Source organism: Pedobacter sp. BAL39, from assembly GCF_000170795.1.
In the GTDB taxonomy this organism is placed as follows: domain Bacteria; phylum Bacteroidota; class Bacteroidia; order Sphingobacteriales; family Sphingobacteriaceae; genus Pedobacter.
The window spans coordinates 1-20689 of record NZ_ABCM01000037.1; the positions used below are offsets into that span (position 1 = coordinate 1).

Consider the following 20689-nt stretch of genomic DNA (forward strand, 5'->3'; position numbering starts at 1 on the left):
TAACCTGAGGTTTTCACGAACATGTAGTCCCAGGATTTCTGCGGACGCGGCAGCTTCAGTGTCCCTGATTTCAGCAGAACCGCGGGTACCGAGTTCGCCTCTGGTAAAGTCTACAATACCTACTTTTTTACCCAGGGCAATGTGTTTGGCAATCGTACCCGAACAGCCAAGTTCTGCATCATCCGGGTGGACTGCAAGAACCAATAAATCTAATTTCATATGGATGGTATAATTCCCCGGGAGCTTAGCCCAGGCGTTGTATTTTCTTTTTCACTTTGGTCGACGATGGTTTGGTAAAAGGAAAGAAGTAATCGACCACCTCTCCTTGTTTATTGATCAGGTATTTGTGAAAGTTCCATCGCGGTGTGGAGGTAAGTTTGCCGTTGAGGCTTTTGTCACTTAGAAATCTATAAAGAGGGTGTGCTTCAGAGCCACGTACCATAATTTTCTCAAACACCGGAAATTCCACACCGTAATTCTTTTCGCAGAAATTCTGGATGTCCATACCATCAAGAGGCTCCTGACGGCCGAAGTCGTTGGAAGGAAAGGCCAGTATCTCAAAATCCGAGTCTTTCAGTTCCTCTCTCAGGGCCTGTAAGTCCTGCAGCTGGGGAGCAAACCCGCAGGCAGAAGCAATATTGACAATCAGCAGGTTTTTATTTTTATAATCGGCAAGGTTCTTCTCTGTGCCATCAATCAATCTGACTTTGAATTGATGTACACTTTTAGCGTAATCAGACATATTTTATTGATAAAACCCTGAAGAGACGATAATGGATTCGATATCACGGTCTTCTTCACGGTTATACGTACTTTTTAAGTTGTGGCCAACCACGCGGGCCACGGATTGATACAAAAAGGCAGTTACGCCTCCTTTTGTTTGTTTTACGATATCATAGGTCGTGCGTCCCAGCTCTCGATCGATGAGCTTGGTGAGGATCTGTCCCTGGGAGATGGTGAGTTCCTTAATCTCCCGGTTGAACATATCTTTGATTTCCTTATCACATTGTTTGACGAGCCTCTTGTGTTCCTTTTTATCGGCCGTCATGGCCAGGTCCTTTTCCAGCTGCTCATAACGACGCTTGGCGTACAAGGCATAAGGCATGACCTTCATCACATTGTAGCGCAGGCGGTTGAAGGCAGCACGGTCGGCAGGCGTTTTGAAGATCCGGTAGCCATAGATCACCACCTCATTGAGGGGGATCCAGGGGATCATCTCACCCATATCATTGGTTGAAGCCACCCTGATGGTGTCATTTTTACCCAGCACTGGCATCTTGATTCCAGTGGAGCTCACCTGTGCTTTTGCAGACGCACCGGTAATCATGACAATTGACAGAATAAATAACCTATAATATTTCATAAATTTATATCCCTGCAAAGTTAAGGCTAATATTGTATTTACCCTCGAATTCATGTCTAATATACTATTTTACAGAGAAAAGGAAATCATTCTGACGTAAATAATACAATTGACATTAATCCATCCGGCAGGCGGCTGATCTAAGCATTCAGAGGACCGCAGCCAGAGCAGATCAAATCCAATATAGTATAACTTAAATTCAGGCAAAATATTGTATTTATACCATTGCCTGCCGGAAAAAGCTTATATTGAAGGAGCAGGTAAAAATGTTTGGCATATGTTTAAAATTTTAGGTTCATTTGCCAATAGAACAGCGATTGAAAAAGGGAGCACACATAAATGAAGAACACACTAGTCATTGATTTAGAAGCAGAGAAACAAGAGATACTGAAGCGGTACCGGGCACTTTTACGCGCCTGTAAGCCGACGATGCAGCGTGGAGACAAAAAAGAAATCAGAAAAGCATTTGACATGGCCCTCGAAAGCCACAAGAATATGCGCCGCAAATCCGGCGAGCCTTACATCTACCATCCCATCGCCGTAGCGCAGATTGCAGCCGAGGAAGTAGGCCTCGGAACCACCTCTATTGTATGCGCATTGTTACACGACGTGGTGGAAGATACGGACATCACCCTGGAAGATATTGAACGTGAGTTTGGCAAAAAAACCGCGAAGATCATCGACGGGCTGACCAAGATCTCGGGGGTGTTCGACTACAACAGCTCCCTGCAGGCAGAGAACTTCAGGAAGATGCTGCTCACCCTTGCCGATGACGTAAGGGTAATCCTCATCAAGCTGGCCGACAGGCTGCACAACATGAGGACCATGGACTTCATGCCGCGACAGAAACAGCTGAAGATCGCCTCGGAAACCATTTACCTGTATGCACCCCTCGCCCACCGACTGGGGTTATACGCCATAAAATCAGAACTGGAAGACCTCTCCATGAAATACCTGGAGCCGGATACCTATAAATACATTGCCACACAGCTCAATGAGAAAAAAGCGGAACGTACGCTGTTCATCAAACGCTTTGTGGAGCCAATTAATGAGATCCTTGCCGAGCAGGGCCTGATTGCGGACATCTACGGACGTCCGAAGTCCATCCATTCGATCTGGAACAAAATGAAGAGCAAAAACATCCCTTTTGATGAGGTGTATGACCTCTTTGCCATCAGGATTATCCTGGACAGCGCACCGGAAAATGAAAAAGCAGAATGCTGGAAAGCCTACTCCATTGTGACCGACCTGTACAGGCCGAATCCGGACCGTTTGCGCGACTGGGTATCTTCGCCTAAGGGAAATGGCTATGAATCTTTACACACGACCGTGATGGGCCCTAAAGGGCAATGGGTGGAAATCCAGATCCGCACGAAGAGGATGAACGAGATTGCAGAAAAGGGATTTGCAGCACACTGGAAATATAAGGAGTCCAGCAATGACAACGGACTGGACCAGTGGATCATGAAAGTGCGGGAGATGCTGAACAATCCGGAATCCAATGCACTGGACTTCCTGGACGACTTCAAGATGAACCTGTTCTCGGATGAGATTTTCATCTTTACGCCGAAAGGGGCATTGCTGCAGCTGCCATTGGGTGCTACGGCGCTCGACTTCGCCTTTGAGATCCATACGGATGTCGGTGCACAATGTATCGGTGCCAAGGTAAACCATAAGCTTGTACCCTTGTCGTACAAGCTGCAGAATGGCGACCAGGTGGAGATCATCACTTCCAGCAAGCAGATGCCTAAGGAAGATTGGCTGAACATTGTGGTGACCGCCAAGGCGAAGTCCAAGATCAAGTCTTCCCTGAAAGAAGAGAAGCGCAAGATCGCCGAAACCGGCAAGGAAACACTGGAGCGCAAGATGAAGTCGCTCAAGATCACCTACAATACGGATAACCTCAATAAAATCAGTTACTTCTTTAAACTGCCTTCCACGCAGGAGCTGTTCATTGCCGTAGCCAACGGCAAGATTGAGCTGAAAGACCTGAAGGATTACCTGGCGAGTGAGAAAGAGATTGAAAACAGGGGCGCATCAGAGAAGAGCGACAACCAGAAGATTGAGGCACTGCTGAGCAGGGTCAAAGGACCTGAGTCGGACATCCTCCTGATCGGCGAAGACCTTCAGAAGATCGATTATACCCTTGCTGCCTGCTGTAACCCAATTCCCGGCGACGATGTATTTGGGTTCGTGACGGTCAATGAAGGCATCAAGATCCACAGGACGAACTGCCCGAATGCCGCGCAGCTGATGGCCAATTATGGCTATCGGGTCGTAAAGGCGAAGTGGAACAGCCAGAAAGAGCTGACCTTCCTAACAGGCCTGCACATCATCGGCATCGACGATGTGGGACTGATCAACAACATCACGAAAGTCATTTCGGGAGACTTCAAGGTAAACATGCGTTCCATTACCGTAGACACTGATAATGGGATTTTTGACGGGTCAATTATGGTGTTTGTAAACGATAAAGAGCACTTAGACAACCTGATCAAGAACCTGCTGGAAGTAAAAGGCGTGACAGGCGTCACCCGTTTTGATGCCTAAAATTACGAAGAAAAACTATAGGTATATCTAAATTTTTGGTACCTTTGAAAGGAGTTTAAAAACTATGTCTACAAACCACAACAGCGAGTTGGTTAGAAAAATATTCGAAGCCTACCTCGAAAATAAGAGTCTGAGAAAAACACCGGAACGTTTTGCCATCTTAGAAGAGATCTATTCCAGAGATGACCATTTCGATGTAGAGACCCTCTATATCCACATGAAAAACCAGAAATATCGTGTCAGCAGGGCTACAGTGTACAATACATTAGAGCTGCTGGTATCGTGTGACCTGGTCACCAAACATCAGTTTGGTAAAAACATGGCCCAGTTTGAAAAATCTTATGGCTATCATCAGCATGACCACATCATCTGCATCGACTGCGGTAAGGTGGTAGAATTCTGTGATCCGCGTATCCATCAAATCCAAAGCATGGTTGGTGATTTATTGAAATTTGAGATCAAACACCATTCCTTAAACTTATATGGCGTATGTTTCGACTGCTCCGCAAAGGCGTCGATGAACAACCAGAATGCCGATATTAAACATGCAAGTTAACCTATCCAGTTTATAATAATTTCTATTTTTAAATTTACATAATGACGCAAGTAGACGTGCTTCTTGGCCTGCAATGGGGCGACGAAGGCAAGGGTAAAATTGTTGACGTTTTAAGTCCGCAATATGATTTGATAGCTCGTTTTCAAGGCGGTCCGAATGCAGGACATACGTTAGAGTTTGATGGCAAAAAGTTCGTTTTAAATACCATTCCATCAGGTATTTTCAATGAGAAAACAATGAATCTGATTGGTAATGGCGTCGTGATTGATCCCATTATCCTGAAAAGGGAATTGGATAACCTGAAAGCTGCCGGACACGATCCTGTAGCCAAAGGAAAGCTGGTTATTGCCCGCAAAGCACACCTGATCTTACCTACCCACCAGTTACTGGATGCTGCCAATGAGCAGAAAATGGGTAAAGATAAAATCGGTTCGACACTGAAAGGTATCGGCCCGACTTATATGGACAAAACAGGCCGTAATGGTCTTCGTGTAGGTGATACCACCCTTCCTGATTTCAAGGAGCGTTACAACAAACTGGTAGAAAAACATAAAGAGATCCTTTCTCATTATGAGTTTGAGTATGACCTTACTGAAAAAGAAGCTGCTTTCTTTGAAGCGATCGAGTTCATCAAGAGCATCCCTCATGTAGACAGCGAGCATTATGTAAATGGTTTCCTGAAAGAAGGAAAAACAGTATTGGCTGAAGGTGCTCAGGGCACTTTGCTGGATGTTGACTTTGGTTCTTATCCTTTCGTAACTTCATCGAACACGACTACTGCAGGAGCGTGTACTGGTTTGGGCATTGCGCCTAACACCATCGGACATGTATATGGCATCTTTAAGGCTTACTGCACCCGTGTTGGTGGTGGTCCTTTCCCTACGGAGCTGGATGATGAGGTAGGTGAAAACCTACGTCAGGTTGGTCATGAGTTTGGTGCAACCACAGGACGTGCGCGTCGCTGCGGATGGATCGACCTTCCTGCATTAAAATATGCGATTATGCTGAATGGTGTAACGGAGCTGATCATGATGAAAGCTGATGTACTGGATGCTTTTGAAAAAATCTATGTATGTACTCACTATGAGCACAATGGCGAAACCATTGATTATATGCCTTACGACATCATCTCTGTAAAACCTACTCCGGTATTGAAAGAGATTGACGGATGGCAGACAGATGTCACGAAAGTGAGCAAAGTGGAAGACATCCCTGCGAAACTTTCTGCATACATTGCTTACCTGGAGAAAGAACTGCAGGTTCCTGTAAAATATCTTTCTGTAGGCCCGGACAGGGTGCAAACACTGGAACTGATCTAATCAGATACAAGATCTGGTTAATGATATATTTAAAAGCGGCTCAGGCCGCTTTTTTTATGCCTTCGGTTTTCATTGCTGGTCATAAAATGTATCGCTGTGCAGGCCGGAAACCTAAAATTCTTTACCTTTGCAGGGAAAATGAACAACCCGGATTTATCGTTATTTAAAAGCAGGGCACTAAGCTGGGCCAATACGTTTGACATCTGCTGCTGCCTGGATTCCAGCGATTACAAAGACGGGTTCGGACGCTACGATTTTTTGATTGCTGCAGGCGCAAAGCACAGCATCAACTGCAGAACAGGGCATGCTTTTGAAGCACTACAGCTTTTTTATGAAACGCATAAAAACTGGATGTTCGGCCTTTTCAGTTACGACCTTAAAAATGAAAATGAATCGTTGTCGTCTGAGCACCCGGACCTGCTGGGCTTTCCAGACCTCTTTTTTTTCGTACCGGAATACCTGATTGCAGTAGACAATGGCATCCCACACGTGCTGCTCGGCGATCCTTCGGTACTTGATGTGATCGACAATCATGTTGCTCCTTCTGAGCCGGAATCAGAAGCTACAGAATGCAGTCAACCGCTGAACATCCGACAGCGGATGGACAAAACCACCTATCTTCAGAAAATCGATGAGCTGAAGCAGCACATCCTGAGGGGCGACATCTATGAAGTCACCTATTGCCAGGAGTTTTTCGCCGAACATGCGGCCATCGATCCCCAGCAAGTATACCTTAGCTTGAAGGAACTTTCCCCTACCCCATTTTCGGGTTATTTTAAAATATATGACAGGTATATCCTGTCGAGCAGCCCAGAGCGCTTCCTTTGCAAAAGAGGCAAAAAGCTGATCTCCCAGCCTATTAAGGGCACAGCAAAACGAAATCCGGACGCTAAAGAGGACGCGCTGGTACGTGCGCGTTTCAGTACCGACATGAAGGAACAGACCGAGAATGTGATGATCGTAGACCTGGTGCGGAATGACCTGACAAGAAGTGCTGTACAGGGCTCTGTAAAGGTGGAAGAGCTCTTCGGCATTTATTCTTTCCCGCAGGTGCACCAGATGATTTCTACCATCAGCTGTGAGCTGAACCCCGACATTCATTTTGTGGAAGCCATCCGGAATACTTTTCCTATGGGTTCGATGACCGGTGCGCCCAAGATCAAGGCGATGAAGCTGATCGACAAGTATGAGCTGAGCAGGCGTGGTGCTTATTCCGGCTCGTTCGGTTACATCACACCAGACGGCGATTTCGATTTCAATGTGATCATCCGCAGTATCCTCTACCAACAGAGCAGGCAGTACCTTTCCTTTCAGGTAGGTGGCGCCATTACTTATTCGTCTGACCCTGAAAGTGAATATGAAGAATGTATGCTGAAGGCATCAGCGATGATACAGACATTGAGTTAACACCGCGTCCTGAAAATATACAAAAAGCGGGTGTCCAGGATTACATGGACACCCGCTTCCGGGTTCACTGCTGATAGGTTAGTCGTAGAAAGGTTAGCCGTAGAAAGCTTTATTTTTTCTTATTCTTTCTCATGTCGGTAAATACCGCAGCCTTGTCTTTGGCTGTTTTCTTCAGCTTAAAGGCATCAAAAATCTCCCCTGACGCCTTATAAGCAGTATAGGTCAGGTTTTCCCCATCCACAGAGATGATCTGGAACAGCTGTGTATTTTCTGCAAAGACATCCATCCATTTCGGGGTAACATCTACCTTATACATTTTCGGACCGGCAACAGAGACCACATACATCGGTCCGCCAACCCTACCGGAAACGCCTGTGCCAAGGTTTTGTCCGCGACTATAAGTATGGTCATGCCCCTGCATCAGGATATCGACGTGATATTTGTCGAACAAAGGTTTAAACAGCTCCCTGAACTCTTTATTGTCCCTGCCCTTTGCTGTTGAATATACCGGATGATGGTAAGTAATCATGGTCCATTGTTTAGGGTTATTTTTAAGCACCTCCTCGAGCCAGGCGGCCTGGATTTTCAGGGAGTTGGAATCCAGCACGATCATCTGTGAATTTAAGGAGATCAGGCGGACGTTGGCATAATCGGTATAATAAACAGACTCTTCCAGTCCTTCAGGACCATTTTCCGGCAAAGTATACTGTGCCCTCCAGTGCGGGTCCAATGTCAGTACCTTCTGTTCGTCCCTGAAGTATTCATGGTTTCCGGAGGAAGGGAAACTGGGGATCATGCCATTGATGAATCCGCCACCAAAATGCCATTCCCCCCATTCGCTGTCGTTGTTGGACCGGTTGATCAGGTCGCCAGCATGAACGATAAACCGTGCCTCACCATGCGTAGCAAAAGCCCTCCTGATGACCCTCGACCACTTGGATTTGATGTCGTTCTGCGCATCACCCAGGTAGATGAAAGAAAAAGGCTTGGTACTTGCGGGCCCTGTTCTGAACTGGAACCATTCGCTCCAATTGGTACCATCGCCTACGCGATAAGTATACAGCTGATCCGGCTGCAAGTCTTTGAAGGTTACACTGTGGTAGTTTGCACGCTCGTACTCCTTCCCTTTCAGGGAAGAAGTCAGGGCCTCATATTCTTTGGATTCTGGCTTTTCCAGGTTGGGGGAACTGCCTTCGACGAGTATCTGCGCAAAGCTTTTTATCACTGTGGTGTCCGTTCTCCAGGTGACCGACTGCGTGCTGGCAGGATCGGCAGACCAGGTCAGGATGATCCTGTCCGGTGAAGCCGTCGCTTTGAACGACTGCGCTTTACCGGTATGGATCAGGAGCATCAAAAGAACTGTCACCAGCCCGGACTGCCTGAACAGGTTTGGAAAAGAGTTGTTGAATTTGATCATCATTGTGTTTACGATTATAAAGGATTGTATTTAAAGCCAACATTGGCCCATGAAGAAAAGTATTTATGGTCGTTAGGGCGTCCATCGCCGAAATCCAGGATGGTCTGTGCGTTATTGATGTTGCTGATGCCCATGAATACCGTGAATCGTTTACTGATCTTTTGCGAAGCAGAGAAGTCCAGCTGGGCTCTTCCTTTTTCCATCAGATCGTCTTTTTGTTCTTCTGCCAGCTCGCTGATGAAGGTCTCATAGAAGTTCAGTGAAAGTCGGCCAGAGAAACCATATTTCTCATAAGAAAGAGAAGCATTCCCTACCTTAGGGCGCATAGAAGGCAAACGCACGGTACGGTCGCTCACAATACCCGGAACTTTAAACTTCGACTGGATCTGGGTAAAGTTTCCATAAACACCGAATCCATTCAGGAAGCCCGGCAGGAAGGTCAGTTGCTGTTGCCATGCAATCTCATAACCATACACCCGCGCATTGGCACCATTCACGGTCTGTGTTACCTGATAACCACTAAAGTCGCCACCGACCTGGGTGTAGATACTTTCATAGATGTAATCTTCGATATTCTTGTAGAAGACGCCACCAGAGATCAATCCCAGCGAGTTCAGGTAGTGTTCAAACAGGAAGTCATAGTTGGTAGAAGTACTTTGGTCTAACTGAGGATTACCGATCTTCATCCTTTTTCTGCGGGGTTCCACTTCCTGCCACGGCACCAGGTCGTAATATCCGGGGCGTGAAAGGGAGCGTGTAACCGCAGCACGCAGGTTGGTACGCTGGTCTAAGGCGTATTTAAGGTTCAGGCTGGGATAAAAACCATCAAAAGCCGACTTCACCGCGACCTTGTTGGTATTGATGTATTTTCCGGTATTGTCAAAATTGACCACGTTACCATTGTATTCAAAACCAGTACGCTCATAACGGATACCTGTGATGATGTCGAGTTTGTCGAGTGTCAGTTTACCCATCACATAACCTGCGCCCATTGTTTCACTGCCATCGTAAGAATCCGGATCCGTATTCTGGCGAACATAAGTTTCATCCTGACTAAACAAACCACGGTTGTTCTGATAATAGGTTTCCATCAGGTAACCATTGGCAATCGCACCCGAAAGGTCGTACTTGCCATTGAAGTACTTTTTCCGGGAGTAGCCGGAGAGGAAGTTATCCATAGAAACAGTCGTTCCTGGTGCCAGCGTATACTGGAAGTAGTTCCGGGTGTGCTGATCTTCCTTGTACTTGTACCGTCCCCCGAACTTCAGCATGAACTTATTCTTCGGGCTCAGGTCAAACGTACGCTGGATATTGAATGAACCCTGACCGTCCTTGTCGTCTGCAAACTGGTGTCTGTTCACATAGGACGAAGTGGTAAAGTTTGCCGGGTTGGATGGATCACCCGATGTAAAGTTAAACTGCGGTGCACGGGGATCAGAGATATCAAGACCCGCAGTAAGGTCGCCGTACGTAAAATACCCGTCATAATAGATCGGCTGATCATACTTACCACTTGCATAGGTGAGGTCGATGTTGGCAATCCAGTTGTTAAAATTGGTTTTGGCACCAATGGAGAAACTCAACAGGTCCCTATGGTAATCCCTCGGTGAGCCTGCGGAGCCGATGCTGACATCAGCAACATTGTTATCATCAGTATATTCGCCAATGTTGTAACTCTTTGTCCCCCTGGTCTGGAGCTCATAAAACTTATTGTACGATCCTCTCAGGTAGATCTGGCTTTTCTCATTCGGGAAGAAGCTCAGCTCTCCCTGCAGGCCTAAGTTCTGCCTGTGCAGGTCTGTACCTTCAAGCTCCAGGTTGGAAAGTCTTACCTGCTCTGAGCCATTGATCTCATAAGTATCGTAGTCTTTTTGCACACGGTCTTCACCGCGGAAGGTGTTGCTATAGTTGGCACCTACCAGGTAGGCCCATTTGTTCTGGCGCTGACTGAAGTTAAAAGAGCCGTCAAAGTTTTCTTTCGACAGCAGGAAGTTGTGTCCGAAAGAGCCCTTTACCTGTAACTGCCGCATGCCTACCTTTGGTGTTTTGGAGATGATGTTTACAGAACCCGAAGTACCATCAGCCTCCATATCCGGAGTCAGCGTTTTGTTCACCTCGATGGCCTCCACTGTCGTGGAAAGGATGCCATTTAAGTCGATGTCCCTTGAGTTCGTTTGGGTAGAGGGAAGCCTGTTGCCATTTAAGGTAACCGAGCCCATACTCTGGTCTAAACCCCTGATGATGATGTTCCTTGGCAATCCGTAGCTATAGTCCATAGCAATACCCGGCACACGCTGCATGGCTTCACCAACCGTAGCATCGGGAAAACGTTCGATCTGCTCTTCAGAAAGCACGTACTTAATGTTGTCTGCATTGCGCATATTACTTAAGGCCACTGCCTCACCCCTGCGGATGCCGCTGATGGTAATGCCCTTCATGTCGTTGCTCTGGCTTTCCAGGTTGAGGTCGAGCGTAACGGTTTTGTCTTCCTTCACGTCTACCTTAAACTCCGCCGCAGTGTAGCCGATGTAGTTGACCTTCAGCACCACGGTGCCCGCCTTCATATTGCCCAATACAAAATAGCCGTTGGCATCAGTAATGACTTTCTGATTGCTGCCTTTTACAATTATGGTGGCATAAGGCAATGTTTGTTTGTTGGCGACGTCCTTGACGTAACCGACAATGGTGCCTGGTTTAACGGTACGCGGGGCGGGTGCCGACTTCTTCAGGACGACCATCATCCCCTCTTCAATAAGGTAGAGGTTATTTTCTTTTAGCAGGGGTGCGAGGATGATCCTGGCCGTTTTCGATTCATTATAGACCGAAACCTTGGTCTGTACCAGCTCACGGTTGCTGTATACAAAGTTAACACCAGTCTTTTTTTCTATTTCTTTTAAGAGATCTGCAAAAGCAGCATTTTTCACATTGATGGAGATTTGTTTGTCCAGTGCCGACTGTCCCCTGACGGCAGATGCCTGCACCAGGTTGAGGAATAAAACAGAAATGATACTGAATACTAGACTTATACGCATAATTATTTTCATAAGGCCATCAGCCCCATTGAAATTTTTCATAAATTTGGGTTGTTTAAATTTTTAACGGATTTAAATATTTTCAATAACCATCAGGTGGCCGCCTGAGGTTAAAGTATAGGACCGTTCTCCTGCAAATGGGAACGGTTTTTTATTTGGTATCGCTCTTTACATGCAGTTTCCTCCTTTTAGATAAATGGTGTTTCCGATTTGTGTTGAATGTATGTTTAAGGAGAGATGAATTGCTTTTAGTACCACCTGAATGGGCTGGTTGCCGAACCTGGCCGTGAGTTTACATGTTTTATAGTCTTGCGTTCCTGTATCAATCTTCACCTGGTATTTTCTGGCAAGTGTTTCAAAAACTTCGGTTAGTGGCGTCTGTTCAAAGAGGAGCTCTCCCTTCACCCAGGCATTGACATCTTCATTATTGATGGTGGTTTTCACAAACTGATGGTTCCTATGGCTATAGTTCAGCTTGTCGTTGGGCAACAGCATCACAGTATGTTTATCATGCGACTGGTCTTCCCCGCTGACGCCCACCTTTCCTGAATTTACGGACACTGATGTCAGGGCCTCATTGTCGTAAGCCCTGACACTGAAGCTGGTGCCGTACACCGTGGTTTTAAGGCTGCCACTGCTAACCACAAAAGGATGTTTATGGTCGTGTTTTACCTCGAAGTAGGCTTCTCCCTTAAGACGTATTGCCCTGATTTTTTTTCCATTGAAACCTTTCGCAAAAGTGATCTGGCTTCCGGCGTTCAGCCATACCTGCGAGCTGTCAGGCAAGCTGATCTGAATAACCTTCCCCAGACCGGCTTTTCTGGTGATCCATTCTTCCTGAGGCTTCTTTCCTGAATTCCATTGATCATAAAATAATCCGGCCAGCAAACACATCAGGGCAAGGGAGGCCGCGACGCCATACTTCCAGAACGAATTCCGCGCAGCAGCGGGGCGCCTGGCGGTCTCATAGTCTGAGGCCTTTGTTTCAGCGACCTGCCGGGTAAATTGCTGAAATGGCACGGCCGGGGGCTCAGGTGTAATCCTTTCCGACAAGGCCCATGTGGCTTCCATTTCCCGGTATTGGCGCTGATGAGCAGGATCTGCTGCGAGCCATTCATCCAACAGCAGTGCTGACTCCGGGCTTTCAGTTCCAGTCAGTCTTTTCAGCACGCCATTCCATATTTTTTCTTCCATAGCACAAAGCTTTCATGGGTAGAGACAATAATCAGGAGTTCAAATACGGGCTGCAGGCGGTTAAGCTTCCGTTAAGTTTGTGTGAATAAAATGTTTGGAATGAGCATGTATAAACTGCATGCTTTTAGAGAGGTGATCTTCTACTGTGCGTTCCGAAATCTGCAGGAGCTCAGCAATCTCCGCATAGCTAAAACCTTCCAGGCGGAACATTCTGAACACCAGCTGTCTCCTCGGGGGCAATAAGGAAATGATCTTCTGTAAAAAGCTCAGGCGGTCGGATTCAAGGCTGAGTTCCTGATCAGGTAGACTGAGGTCTGAGCGCAGCATCAGTTCATCTTGTTCCAAGTAAGAAAGAGGGCTTCTCTTCTGTTGTTCAAGATAGTTAAGGCAGGCATTTTTTATGGCACGATAGAGATACCCTTTGATGTTTTCGGGCTGCCGCTCCTTGAACCATAGTTGAATAAAGAGGTCATTGACGATTGATTTGGCAGCTTCACTATCCCTGACATAATATTCTGCATATTTCTGCAGCGCCTGACTCATGCGGTTGTACAGCAATTCAAAAGCGGCCAGATCATAGGATTTGGGCTCAGTAGCTATAACATCGGACGCAACATTCAAATACATGATCTTTGCACGCAAAGCTGAGCATAACATATAAACAGGATATTAATGCAATATTATGTTTCAGCAGGTTCCCGCAGGCGGTTGTACGCAGGGCAGGGACAAAAAAAAGAGGGCCGTTATGCGTGCCCTCTTAAATCAGTTTAAACTTCCGGTCAGAATTACTTTACCGGCTTACCGGTTGTGGAGTTGTAATATTTTTTCGCTTCAGGGAGCAGACGCTGGATCTGTGCGATACGGGTAGCATCCGCAGGGTGTGTACTTAAAAACTCAGGTGGTTTCTGAGAACCCTGGCTGGCTGCAGCCATGCGTTGCCAAAAAGAAACGGCAGCTTCAGGATTGTACCCGGCCATAGACATAAAGGTCAGTCCGAGGTTATCTGCTTCCAACTCCTGTTTCCTGGAGTTCGGCAGCAGGACGAAACCTTGTGCGCCAATGCCATAAGCCTGGTTGATCATTTGCTGTGCACTTTGTGATTTACCACCCGTTGCGGCACCAATGATACCACCGCCGGCCTCTGCCAGTGCCGCCTGTGAGGCGCGCTCCGAAGAGTGCTGCGCAATGGCATGGGCAATCTCGTGACCCATTACCGTGGCCAGTCCGGCATCATCTTTTGTTACCGGAAGGATTCCCGAATAAACGGCAACCTTACCACCAGGCATACACCAGGCGTTGATCTCCTTACTGTCGATCAGGTTAAACTCCCAGTTGAAGCCCTGGATCTGACTGGAGTAACCATTGGCGTTCATATATTTGGTGACTGCTGCCTGGATTTTCTGTCCCACGCGTTTTACCCTTTGCGCATCTGCGTTGTTCAACACTTTTGTGGAGGGGTCTTTTAACAGCGCCGCATAACTGGATGCTGCAGCGCTCTGCATTTCAGTTTCACTTACTAAACTCAGTCTGCTGCGCCCCGTAAGCGGGACAGTAGAGCAGGATGACGTGGCCAGCATTGCCGCAGCAATGGCTAATAATTTTATCGTTTTCATGGATAGATGTTTAGGTACTTTTTTTCTTAAACAGGTAGACTTTGGATTCCTTGCCTTTGAGGAGCCTTTCCAGGTTTTTCTGATGGGTGATCATGATGAGTATACACACACACATCCCATAGAGGACCTCGGATTTCACTGACGAGTGAAAGACAAACACAATGCTCAATGGGAAGGTAAAGCCTGCACATATCGAGCTCAGTGAAACATATTTGGTCGTCAGCAGCACCACCACAAAGACAATAACGCAAAGCATCGCTGCATCTGGGTTAACTGCCAAAATCATTCCAAAAAGCGTCGCCACACCTTTTCCACCCCTAAAACCTGCAAATACAGGAAAAAGGTGCCCCATAACAGCGGTAAGGCCCAGGGCGAGCTGGTAGTTGATAAACTGTGGAGAATGTTGTGGCCCGGTGATGGAGAGGCCGATAAAGTAGGCCAGCTTGGTAGCAGTGAAACCTTTGGCGATGTCAATGGTCATCACAGCCATGCCTGCGCGTTTGCCAAGCACCCTGAAGGTATTTGTTGCACCGGCATTTCCGCTTCCATATTCCCTGACATCGACACCATAGAAGGCCTGCCCGAGCCAGACAGCGGTAGGTATAGATCCAAAAAGGTAGGCCAGTATTACTGCAGATATACTATATACAGAAATCATTTTAACAAGCTTTAAGGCTCATATCCAAACTTTTGACGGAATGTGTCAATGCGCCAATTGAGATAAAATCGACACCACATGCTGCGTACTCAGCCACATTTTCTTCAGTAATTCCTCCTGAAGCCTCTGAGATGAAACGACCATCAATGGTGCTTACTGCCTTCTTCAGGTCATCAAAGCTGAAGTTATCGAGCATGATGCGATCGATATGGCCTTCCTCTATAACATCATTCAGCTCAGAAAGGTTTCTCACCTCTATTTCTATTTGCAGGTCTTTACCTTGGGCAGCCAGGTATTGGTTGGCTGCACGGATGGCGTTTTTTATTCCTCCTGCATAGTCCACATGGTTGTCTTTGATCAGGATCATGTCGTACAGACCGATGCGGTGGTTGACACCGCCGCCGATGCGTACCGCCCATTTTTCCAGATACCTCAGTCCGGGGGTCGTCTTGCGCGTGTCCAGGATCCGGGTAGGATAACCGCTGATCATCTGAACGATGGCATGGGTTTTTGTGGCAATGCCACTCATGCGCTGCATGCAGTTGAGCACCAGGCGTTCGGCCAGCAGAATGGAGTGTGTACTTCCAGATACCGTCAGTGCGATGTCGCCGTATCTTACCGCAGCACCATCTTCGAGCAGGACGTTGACGACCAGTGAAGGGTCTATATAGCTAAAAATCTCTACGGCAAGGGTTATTCCTGCAAGGATACCATCCTCTTTAATGATGAGCTGGGCTTTGCCCTGTGTGCCTGCAGGAATGGTGGAAAGTGATGTATGATCGCCATCGCCTCTGTCTTCGGCAACAGCATTTTTTATAAATTGCTCTATGATTTGCTTATCCAAAATTTATAATTAAACCCAAAAATAACATTTTACTACTATTTATCCGGCTCTATTCTCAATTCAGTTATAAAAAAGGTGTTATTCGACTTCTTCATGGTGATGGAAACCCTGAATTTTCCAGTCTTGGTCTGCAGGGAAATGATGCCAAAACGAAACTTCGGATTGGCGTTGATGAGGTGTACCACAGCGGCTTTTACCGGTGTATATTTCGTGAAAAAATTTCTGAGGATCTGTTCTGCCTGTGCTTTAGAGTAGACATCTTCTTCATCAATGATGATTAAATCCACAGATGAAGAGAAGCTGGCGGCAATTTCTTTGGAGCTTCCGGCCTTAAAATGAACGCACAAATCTTCGATAATATCGCTCTGAGCAGCAATAGGAGAAGAAAAATAGGTAAATAGTATCGTCAGTAAAAGTAAGGGCTTCATATTCTCGGTCTGGCTAATGACTCATTGGCACATAAATTATGCCATTAAATCTCCGCTAACCTAGCACTTTTAGTGGTAAAAAAAAACACATTACTACACATCAATTACAAAAAACCGCTAAAAAAAAGCGCAATAGACCTATATTTGTTGAAAAGCAAATCACGATGAATAATAAAAAAGTAGTACTACTTATTCTAGATGGCTGGGGTTACGGAAAGCAAGACAGTTCCGACGCGGCCTATGCAGCAAATACGCCTTTTTTCGACGGGCTGTTGAAGAAATATCCGAACTCTAAATTAGAAGCTTCAGGTGAAGCTGTAGGTTTACCTGCCGGTCAGATGGGAAATTCTGAGGTGGGACACATGAACCTTGGTGCCGGACGTACGGTTTACCAGGAACTCGGCAGGATCAATAAAGCGATCAGCGATAGGACCCTCCACAACAACGATATATTGCTAAGTGCATTTAAATATGCCAGGGAAAATAATAAAGCCGTTCATTTCATCGGACTGGTATCAGATGGTGGTGTACATGCCCACATTGAGCATCTGAAAGCGCTATGTGATGCTGCCGGCGAACAAGAACTGACGAAGGTATTCATCCATGCCTTCCTTGATGGCAGGGACACCGATCCGAACTCAGGACTGAACTTCATCAAAGACCTGGAGCACCACCTGGAACACTCTACCGGCAAGATTGCCAGCCTGGTAGGCCGCTATTATGCGATGGACAGGGATGCCCGCTGGGAAAGGGTAAAACAAGCTTATGATGTAATGACCAAAGGCATTGGTACGCATACCAAGGATCCTCTGGCTTCCATTGCACAGTCGTACAAAGATGGCGTGACCGACGAGTTTCTGAAACCGCTGGTGGTAACTGGTGATGACGACCAGCCGATCGCTACCATCCAGCCGGATGATTTGGTCATCTGCTTCAACTACAGAACCGACCGCGGCAGGGAAATCACTTCAGTGCTGAGCCAGGCAGATTATCCTGACTTCGACATGCACCACATGCCATTGTATTATGTGACCATGACCACGTATGACGAGAACTTCAAGAATGTGAAAGTGATCTTCACTAAGGATGACCTCACAGAAACATTGGGAGAAGTGCTGGCCAAAAACCATAAGAAACAAATCCGCATCGCGGAGACTGAAAAATATCCACACGTGACTTTCTTCTTTTCAGGAGGACGTGAGCAGGAGTTTGAGCTGGAGAAAAGGATCCTTGTGCCTTCGCCTAAGGTGGCTACCTACGACCTGCAGCCGGAGATGAGCGCTGCCGGCATTACTGAAGCCATCACTAAAGAGTTGGAAAACGAGTGGCCTGATTTTGTATGCCTGAACTTTGCCAACCCGGATATGGTTGGCCATACCGGGGTATTTGAAGCGGTGGTAAAAGCTGTGGAAACGGCAGACCGTTGTGCGGAGCAGGTGGTAACCAAAGGCCTTGAGCATGGTTATGCATTCATCATCCTTGCCGATCATGGGAACTCAGAATTCATGATCAATGGTGACGGATCGGTCAATACCGCACACACGACGAACCTGGTACCATGTATCCTGGTAGGCAGCGACTACACGAGTATTGCTGACGGAAAACTGGGCGATGTGGCACCAACCATCCTAAAGCTGATGGGCATTGAAAAGCCAGCGATCATGACTGGAAACGAGTTGATCTAATGAAATATTACCTGATTTCATTTGTTTTCCTGCTGGCCCTTGCCGGCTGTGGAAATGATGACGCACCGGCTTCAAAAGCAGTATACTTCGACCTGAAGGGATACCTGGCGGGGGAGATCTCCCGACTGAAAAGCCAAAACCCGGAGGTAGAGAAAACAGTGATGGTGAATGGTATTGCAGAAACCAGGAAGCTCAGGATCAGCGACTGGAACAAGGAGCTGTCGGCATTTTCGGATGCAGACCTTAATAAAGCTGCCTGGAAAGGACTGTTCAGCGTCAGCAAAGCTGGCAACACGGAAATTTACCAGGCTGATGAGGAAAAGGTGCCGGTGAAAGAGCTACGGGTAACCCGCACAGACAACCGGGTTTCTGCATTGAGGGTGGTGTTGCGTACGCACAACAGCCTCTACACTTCCACAGACACGCTGAATTATGTTCCGGACAGCATTTATGAGGTGAGAAAGAGCCAGGAAATCCGCCTGTTAAAACGGAAGAACTACCGCATTACCGGAAGGTTCAAACATTGATGACGACCAGCTGCTGAAGCTGCCGACCATCACCCGAAGGGACACTGAAATCAATCAGCGTCCCTTCTTTTTTTTCCTCTGTTTGACCGAAAAAGCACTCTTTTTAGCACTTCAATGTTTAAACATCTTTTTCCGCTGCAAACACGTATTAGCGACCGCCCTTGGCATGATAATAGGCACACTCTAGGTGGTAAATGAAAGGCTCATGCCCGGGAAAACGCCTTGTGGCGTTGGAATCGTGTGATTGACGGATATAAAGGAAATTTACCTGAAATAAAATGGTATTGCACCACAGAAATTTCGGGTAATATATTCCTCATATAATGTATTCTTATGCGCGCGTCGGGGAGGCCTTGAAAGATCATTTCTAAAAAATGGAGCAAACTATGTCATACTGGATGAAATACAAGCAGCTATTCCATCAGGTTATTCGTTACGAGGACAATATATCTCTCTTCAAGATTGACATCTGGAGGGTGAACTTATTCCGGGAGACGTTAATCTATGGGTTACCGGTGAGTTTGATTGCCATTATCCCATTGCTGGTTACTGAGATCGAGGGTGGTAAGATTTTATTTCCAATTTTCAACATCGTATTTATAATGTCTTTTATGGGATTAGTATTGAATAGAAAGATAGAGCTGGATTACAAAATGGTTTTTGTAGTGGCGATTCTCTATGTTGTAGCCGTCATCTACCTCTTCTTTGTGGGTGCAGAGGGCCCCGGTTCGATCTACCTGCTGATGATCACCGTATTTTCGGCGATGATATTTCCCGAGCGGATGGCCTATGTGTCCCTGCTGATCAACATACTGATCTGCGTCGGCATCGGGCTGATCCTTAAGTTCAACCTCTTCCCCACCCCATTGTCAGACAGCTACGACCTTTCACTCTGGCTGGCCTACTCCGGGAACCTGATTTTCGTGAGCTTTATCAGCATCCTGATGATCACCAACGTACTGAATGGCTTTGAAAAGACCATCGCCAAGGAGGGTGTCCTGGTGAAAAAGCTGGATGCTTCAGAAAAACATTACCGTAACGTATTCGACTCCAACCCGGTACCGATGTACATCTTCGAGCTGAGAACAGGAAACTTTCTGAAGGTAAATGAGGCTGCAGTAGAGAAATATGGCTATAGCCTTGAGGAGTTCATGAAGATGAACATCGCCGACATCCGCCCTGCAGATGAGATCAGCAAATTGATGGACATCTTCAGCACTGTGAGGACCCGGGAGTACACAGGCTTGATTACGCATAAGAATAAAAAAGGTGACCTTTTCCCGGTAGAGATCGACACCAACATTGTCACTGTTGATGGTGTTGAAGCGCGGCTGGTACTTTCTACAGATGTATCTGAGCGACTGAACTATGTGCGTATGATTGAGCGTCAGAACCAGGACCTGAAAGACATCGCCTGGATACAGAGCCACATGGTAAGGGCACCACTCACCAACATCATGAGTCTGACGGAACTGATGCTTCAGGATCCACAGTCGGACCAGACAGATATGCTTACGATGTTAAAAGACTCTACCGACAAGCTGAACGAAGCAATTGAGTCCATCGTGAAGCAGGCAGAGCAGAACCAGGTAACGACCAACGAAAAACAACATTCCTAAAAAATGCTCGTTTTATAACCGATAAATATTAAACTGATGAAAAAATTCTTTCTGATAGATGACGACAGCATCTTTGTTTTCCTGACCAAGAAAATCATGCAAGTAGTTAATCTTAGCACCGACATTACCGTTTTCGAAGATGCCAATGTAGCACTCTCTAAGCTCGAGACTTTATCAGATGATCCGGATGCGCTTCCGGATGTGATTTTTGTGGATCTGAATATGCCCGCTATGGATGGCTGGGGATTCCTTACGAAATACCTGCTGCTGGAGCCGCTGATGCGCAAGAAGATTTCCATCTACATCGTATCATCGTCGATCTCTCCATCGGAACTGGAACGCTCGAAGTCGATTCCCGTGGTTACCGATTTCCTGACCAAGCCATTGAGCAGGAACAAGTTTGTAGAGATTTTTGGCACTGCCTAAGAATATGTACTTCCCGGAGGCTGTGTATGTAGCTTCAGTTCAGGCATAAAA

19 protein-coding genes are annotated in these 20689 nt (G+C 46.7%); 8 read left to right on the forward strand and 11 right to left on the reverse strand.

The genetic code is table 11. The features are described 5' to 3' along the window. From PBAL39_RS24030 to PBAL39_RS24040, 3 genes are all read right to left on the reverse strand, one after another. Positions 1-219 (reverse strand): PIG-L deacetylase family protein (locus PBAL39_RS24030; protein ID WP_008246730.1); only part of this gene is annotated, 219 nt, incomplete at its 3' end. Between the two features lie 25 nt (positions 220-244). Further along, positions 245-742: a glutathione peroxidase gene (locus PBAL39_RS24035; RefSeq protein ID WP_008246732.1), complete on the reverse strand. Its 498-nt coding sequence runs from the start codon at positions 740-742 to the stop codon at positions 245-247. Positions 743-745: 3 nt separating this feature from the next. Then, positions 746-1363: a DUF4294 domain-containing protein gene (locus tag PBAL39_RS24040; protein WP_008246734.1), complete on the reverse strand. Its 618-nt coding sequence runs from the start codon at positions 1361-1363 to the stop codon at positions 746-748. Between the two features lie 339 nt (positions 1364-1702). Here PBAL39_RS24040 and PBAL39_RS24045 point away from each other — a divergent pair, with 339 nt between their 5' ends. The 4 genes from PBAL39_RS24045 (at position 1703) to PBAL39_RS24060 (ending at position 7195) form a co-directional block, all read left to right on the forward strand. Beyond that, positions 1703-3913, forward strand: coding sequence for a bifunctional (p)ppGpp synthetase/guanosine-3',5'-bis(diphosphate) 3'-pyrophosphohydrolase (locus PBAL39_RS24045; RefSeq protein WP_008246736.1), 2211 nt, complete (start codon positions 1703-1705; stop codon positions 3911-3913). Positions 3914-3977: 64 nt separating this feature from the next. After that, on the forward strand, positions 3978-4469 hold the full coding sequence (locus PBAL39_RS24050; RefSeq protein WP_008246738.1) for a Fur family transcriptional regulator: 492 nt from the start codon (positions 3978-3980) through the stop codon (positions 4467-4469). A 41-nt stretch (positions 4470-4510) separates the two neighbouring features. After that, entirely contained in the window at positions 4511-5788 is a 1278-nt protein-coding gene (locus tag PBAL39_RS24055) for an adenylosuccinate synthase (RefSeq protein ID WP_008246741.1), read from the forward strand. 96 nt (positions 5789-5884) lie between these two features. Then, a complete protein-coding gene (locus PBAL39_RS24060; RefSeq protein WP_369750771.1) occupies positions 5885-7195 on the forward strand; it encodes an anthranilate synthase component I family protein in 1311 nt (436 codons plus the stop codon). Between the two features lie 109 nt (positions 7196-7304). On the opposite strand, the gene PBAL39_RS24065 is transcribed toward PBAL39_RS24060, so the two are convergent. The 8 genes from PBAL39_RS24065 to PBAL39_RS24100 all read right to left on the reverse strand — a co-directional run bounded on the left by PBAL39_RS24065 (position 7305) and on the right by PBAL39_RS24100 (position 16381). Next, positions 7305-8615, reverse strand: coding sequence for a metallophosphoesterase family protein (locus PBAL39_RS24065; RefSeq protein WP_008246745.1), 1311 nt, complete (start codon positions 8613-8615; stop codon positions 7305-7307). 11 nt (positions 8616-8626) lie between these two features. Continuing rightward, on the reverse strand, positions 8627-11644 hold the full coding sequence (locus PBAL39_RS24070; RefSeq protein WP_157274201.1) for a TonB-dependent receptor: 3018 nt from the start codon (positions 11642-11644) through the stop codon (positions 8627-8629). A 168-nt stretch (positions 11645-11812) separates the two neighbouring features. Beyond that, positions 11813-12838 (reverse strand): FecR family protein, encoded by a 1026-nt coding sequence (locus PBAL39_RS24955; protein WP_008246749.1) that lies wholly within the window; start codon positions 12836-12838, stop codon positions 11813-11815. 60 nt (positions 12839-12898) lie between these two features. Beyond that, positions 12899-13495: a sigma-70 family RNA polymerase sigma factor gene (locus PBAL39_RS24080; protein ID WP_008246751.1), complete on the reverse strand. Its 597-nt coding sequence runs from the start codon at positions 13493-13495 to the stop codon at positions 12899-12901. Positions 13496-13623: 128 nt separating this feature from the next. Next, positions 13624-14451 (reverse strand): M48 family metallopeptidase, encoded by an 828-nt coding sequence (locus tag PBAL39_RS24085; protein WP_008246753.1) that lies wholly within the window; start codon positions 14449-14451, stop codon positions 13624-13626. A 10-nt stretch (positions 14452-14461) separates the two neighbouring features. Further along, on the reverse strand, positions 14462-15109 hold the full coding sequence (plsY, locus tag PBAL39_RS24090) for a glycerol-3-phosphate 1-O-acyltransferase PlsY (protein ID WP_008246754.1): 648 nt from the start codon (positions 15107-15109) through the stop codon (positions 14462-14464). 1 nt (position 15110) lies between these two features. Further along, positions 15111-15953 (reverse strand): carboxylating nicotinate-nucleotide diphosphorylase, encoded by an 843-nt coding sequence (nadC, locus tag PBAL39_RS24095; RefSeq protein ID WP_008246755.1) that lies wholly within the window; start codon positions 15951-15953, stop codon positions 15111-15113. Between the two features lie 35 nt (positions 15954-15988). Further along, a complete protein-coding gene (locus PBAL39_RS24100; protein ID WP_008246756.1) occupies positions 15989-16381 on the reverse strand; it encodes a DUF4783 domain-containing protein in 393 nt (130 codons plus the stop codon). Between the two features lie 164 nt (positions 16382-16545). Between PBAL39_RS24100 and gpmI the strand changes: the two genes are divergently transcribed. From gpmI to PBAL39_RS24120, 4 genes are all read left to right on the forward strand, one after another. Further along, on the forward strand, positions 16546-18066 hold the full coding sequence (gpmI, locus tag PBAL39_RS24105; protein ID WP_008246757.1) for a 2,3-bisphosphoglycerate-independent phosphoglycerate mutase: 1521 nt from the start codon (positions 16546-16548) through the stop codon (positions 18064-18066). Next, the gene (locus PBAL39_RS24110) at positions 18066-18593 is read left to right on the forward strand and encodes a hypothetical protein (RefSeq protein WP_008246758.1); all 528 of its coding nucleotides are present in this window, start codon (positions 18066-18068) and stop codon (positions 18591-18593) included. The genes gpmI and PBAL39_RS24110 overlap by 1 nt, the downstream gene beginning before the upstream one ends. A gap of 398 nt (positions 18594-18991) precedes the next feature. Beyond that, positions 18992-20212 (forward strand): PAS domain S-box protein, encoded by a 1221-nt coding sequence (locus tag PBAL39_RS24115; RefSeq protein WP_039867655.1) that lies wholly within the window; start codon positions 18992-18994, stop codon positions 20210-20212. A gap of 36 nt (positions 20213-20248) precedes the next feature. Then, positions 20249-20638, forward strand: coding sequence for a two-component system response regulator (locus PBAL39_RS24120; protein ID WP_008246760.1), 390 nt, complete (start codon positions 20249-20251; stop codon positions 20636-20638). Positions 20639-20689: the final 51 nt, after the last annotated feature.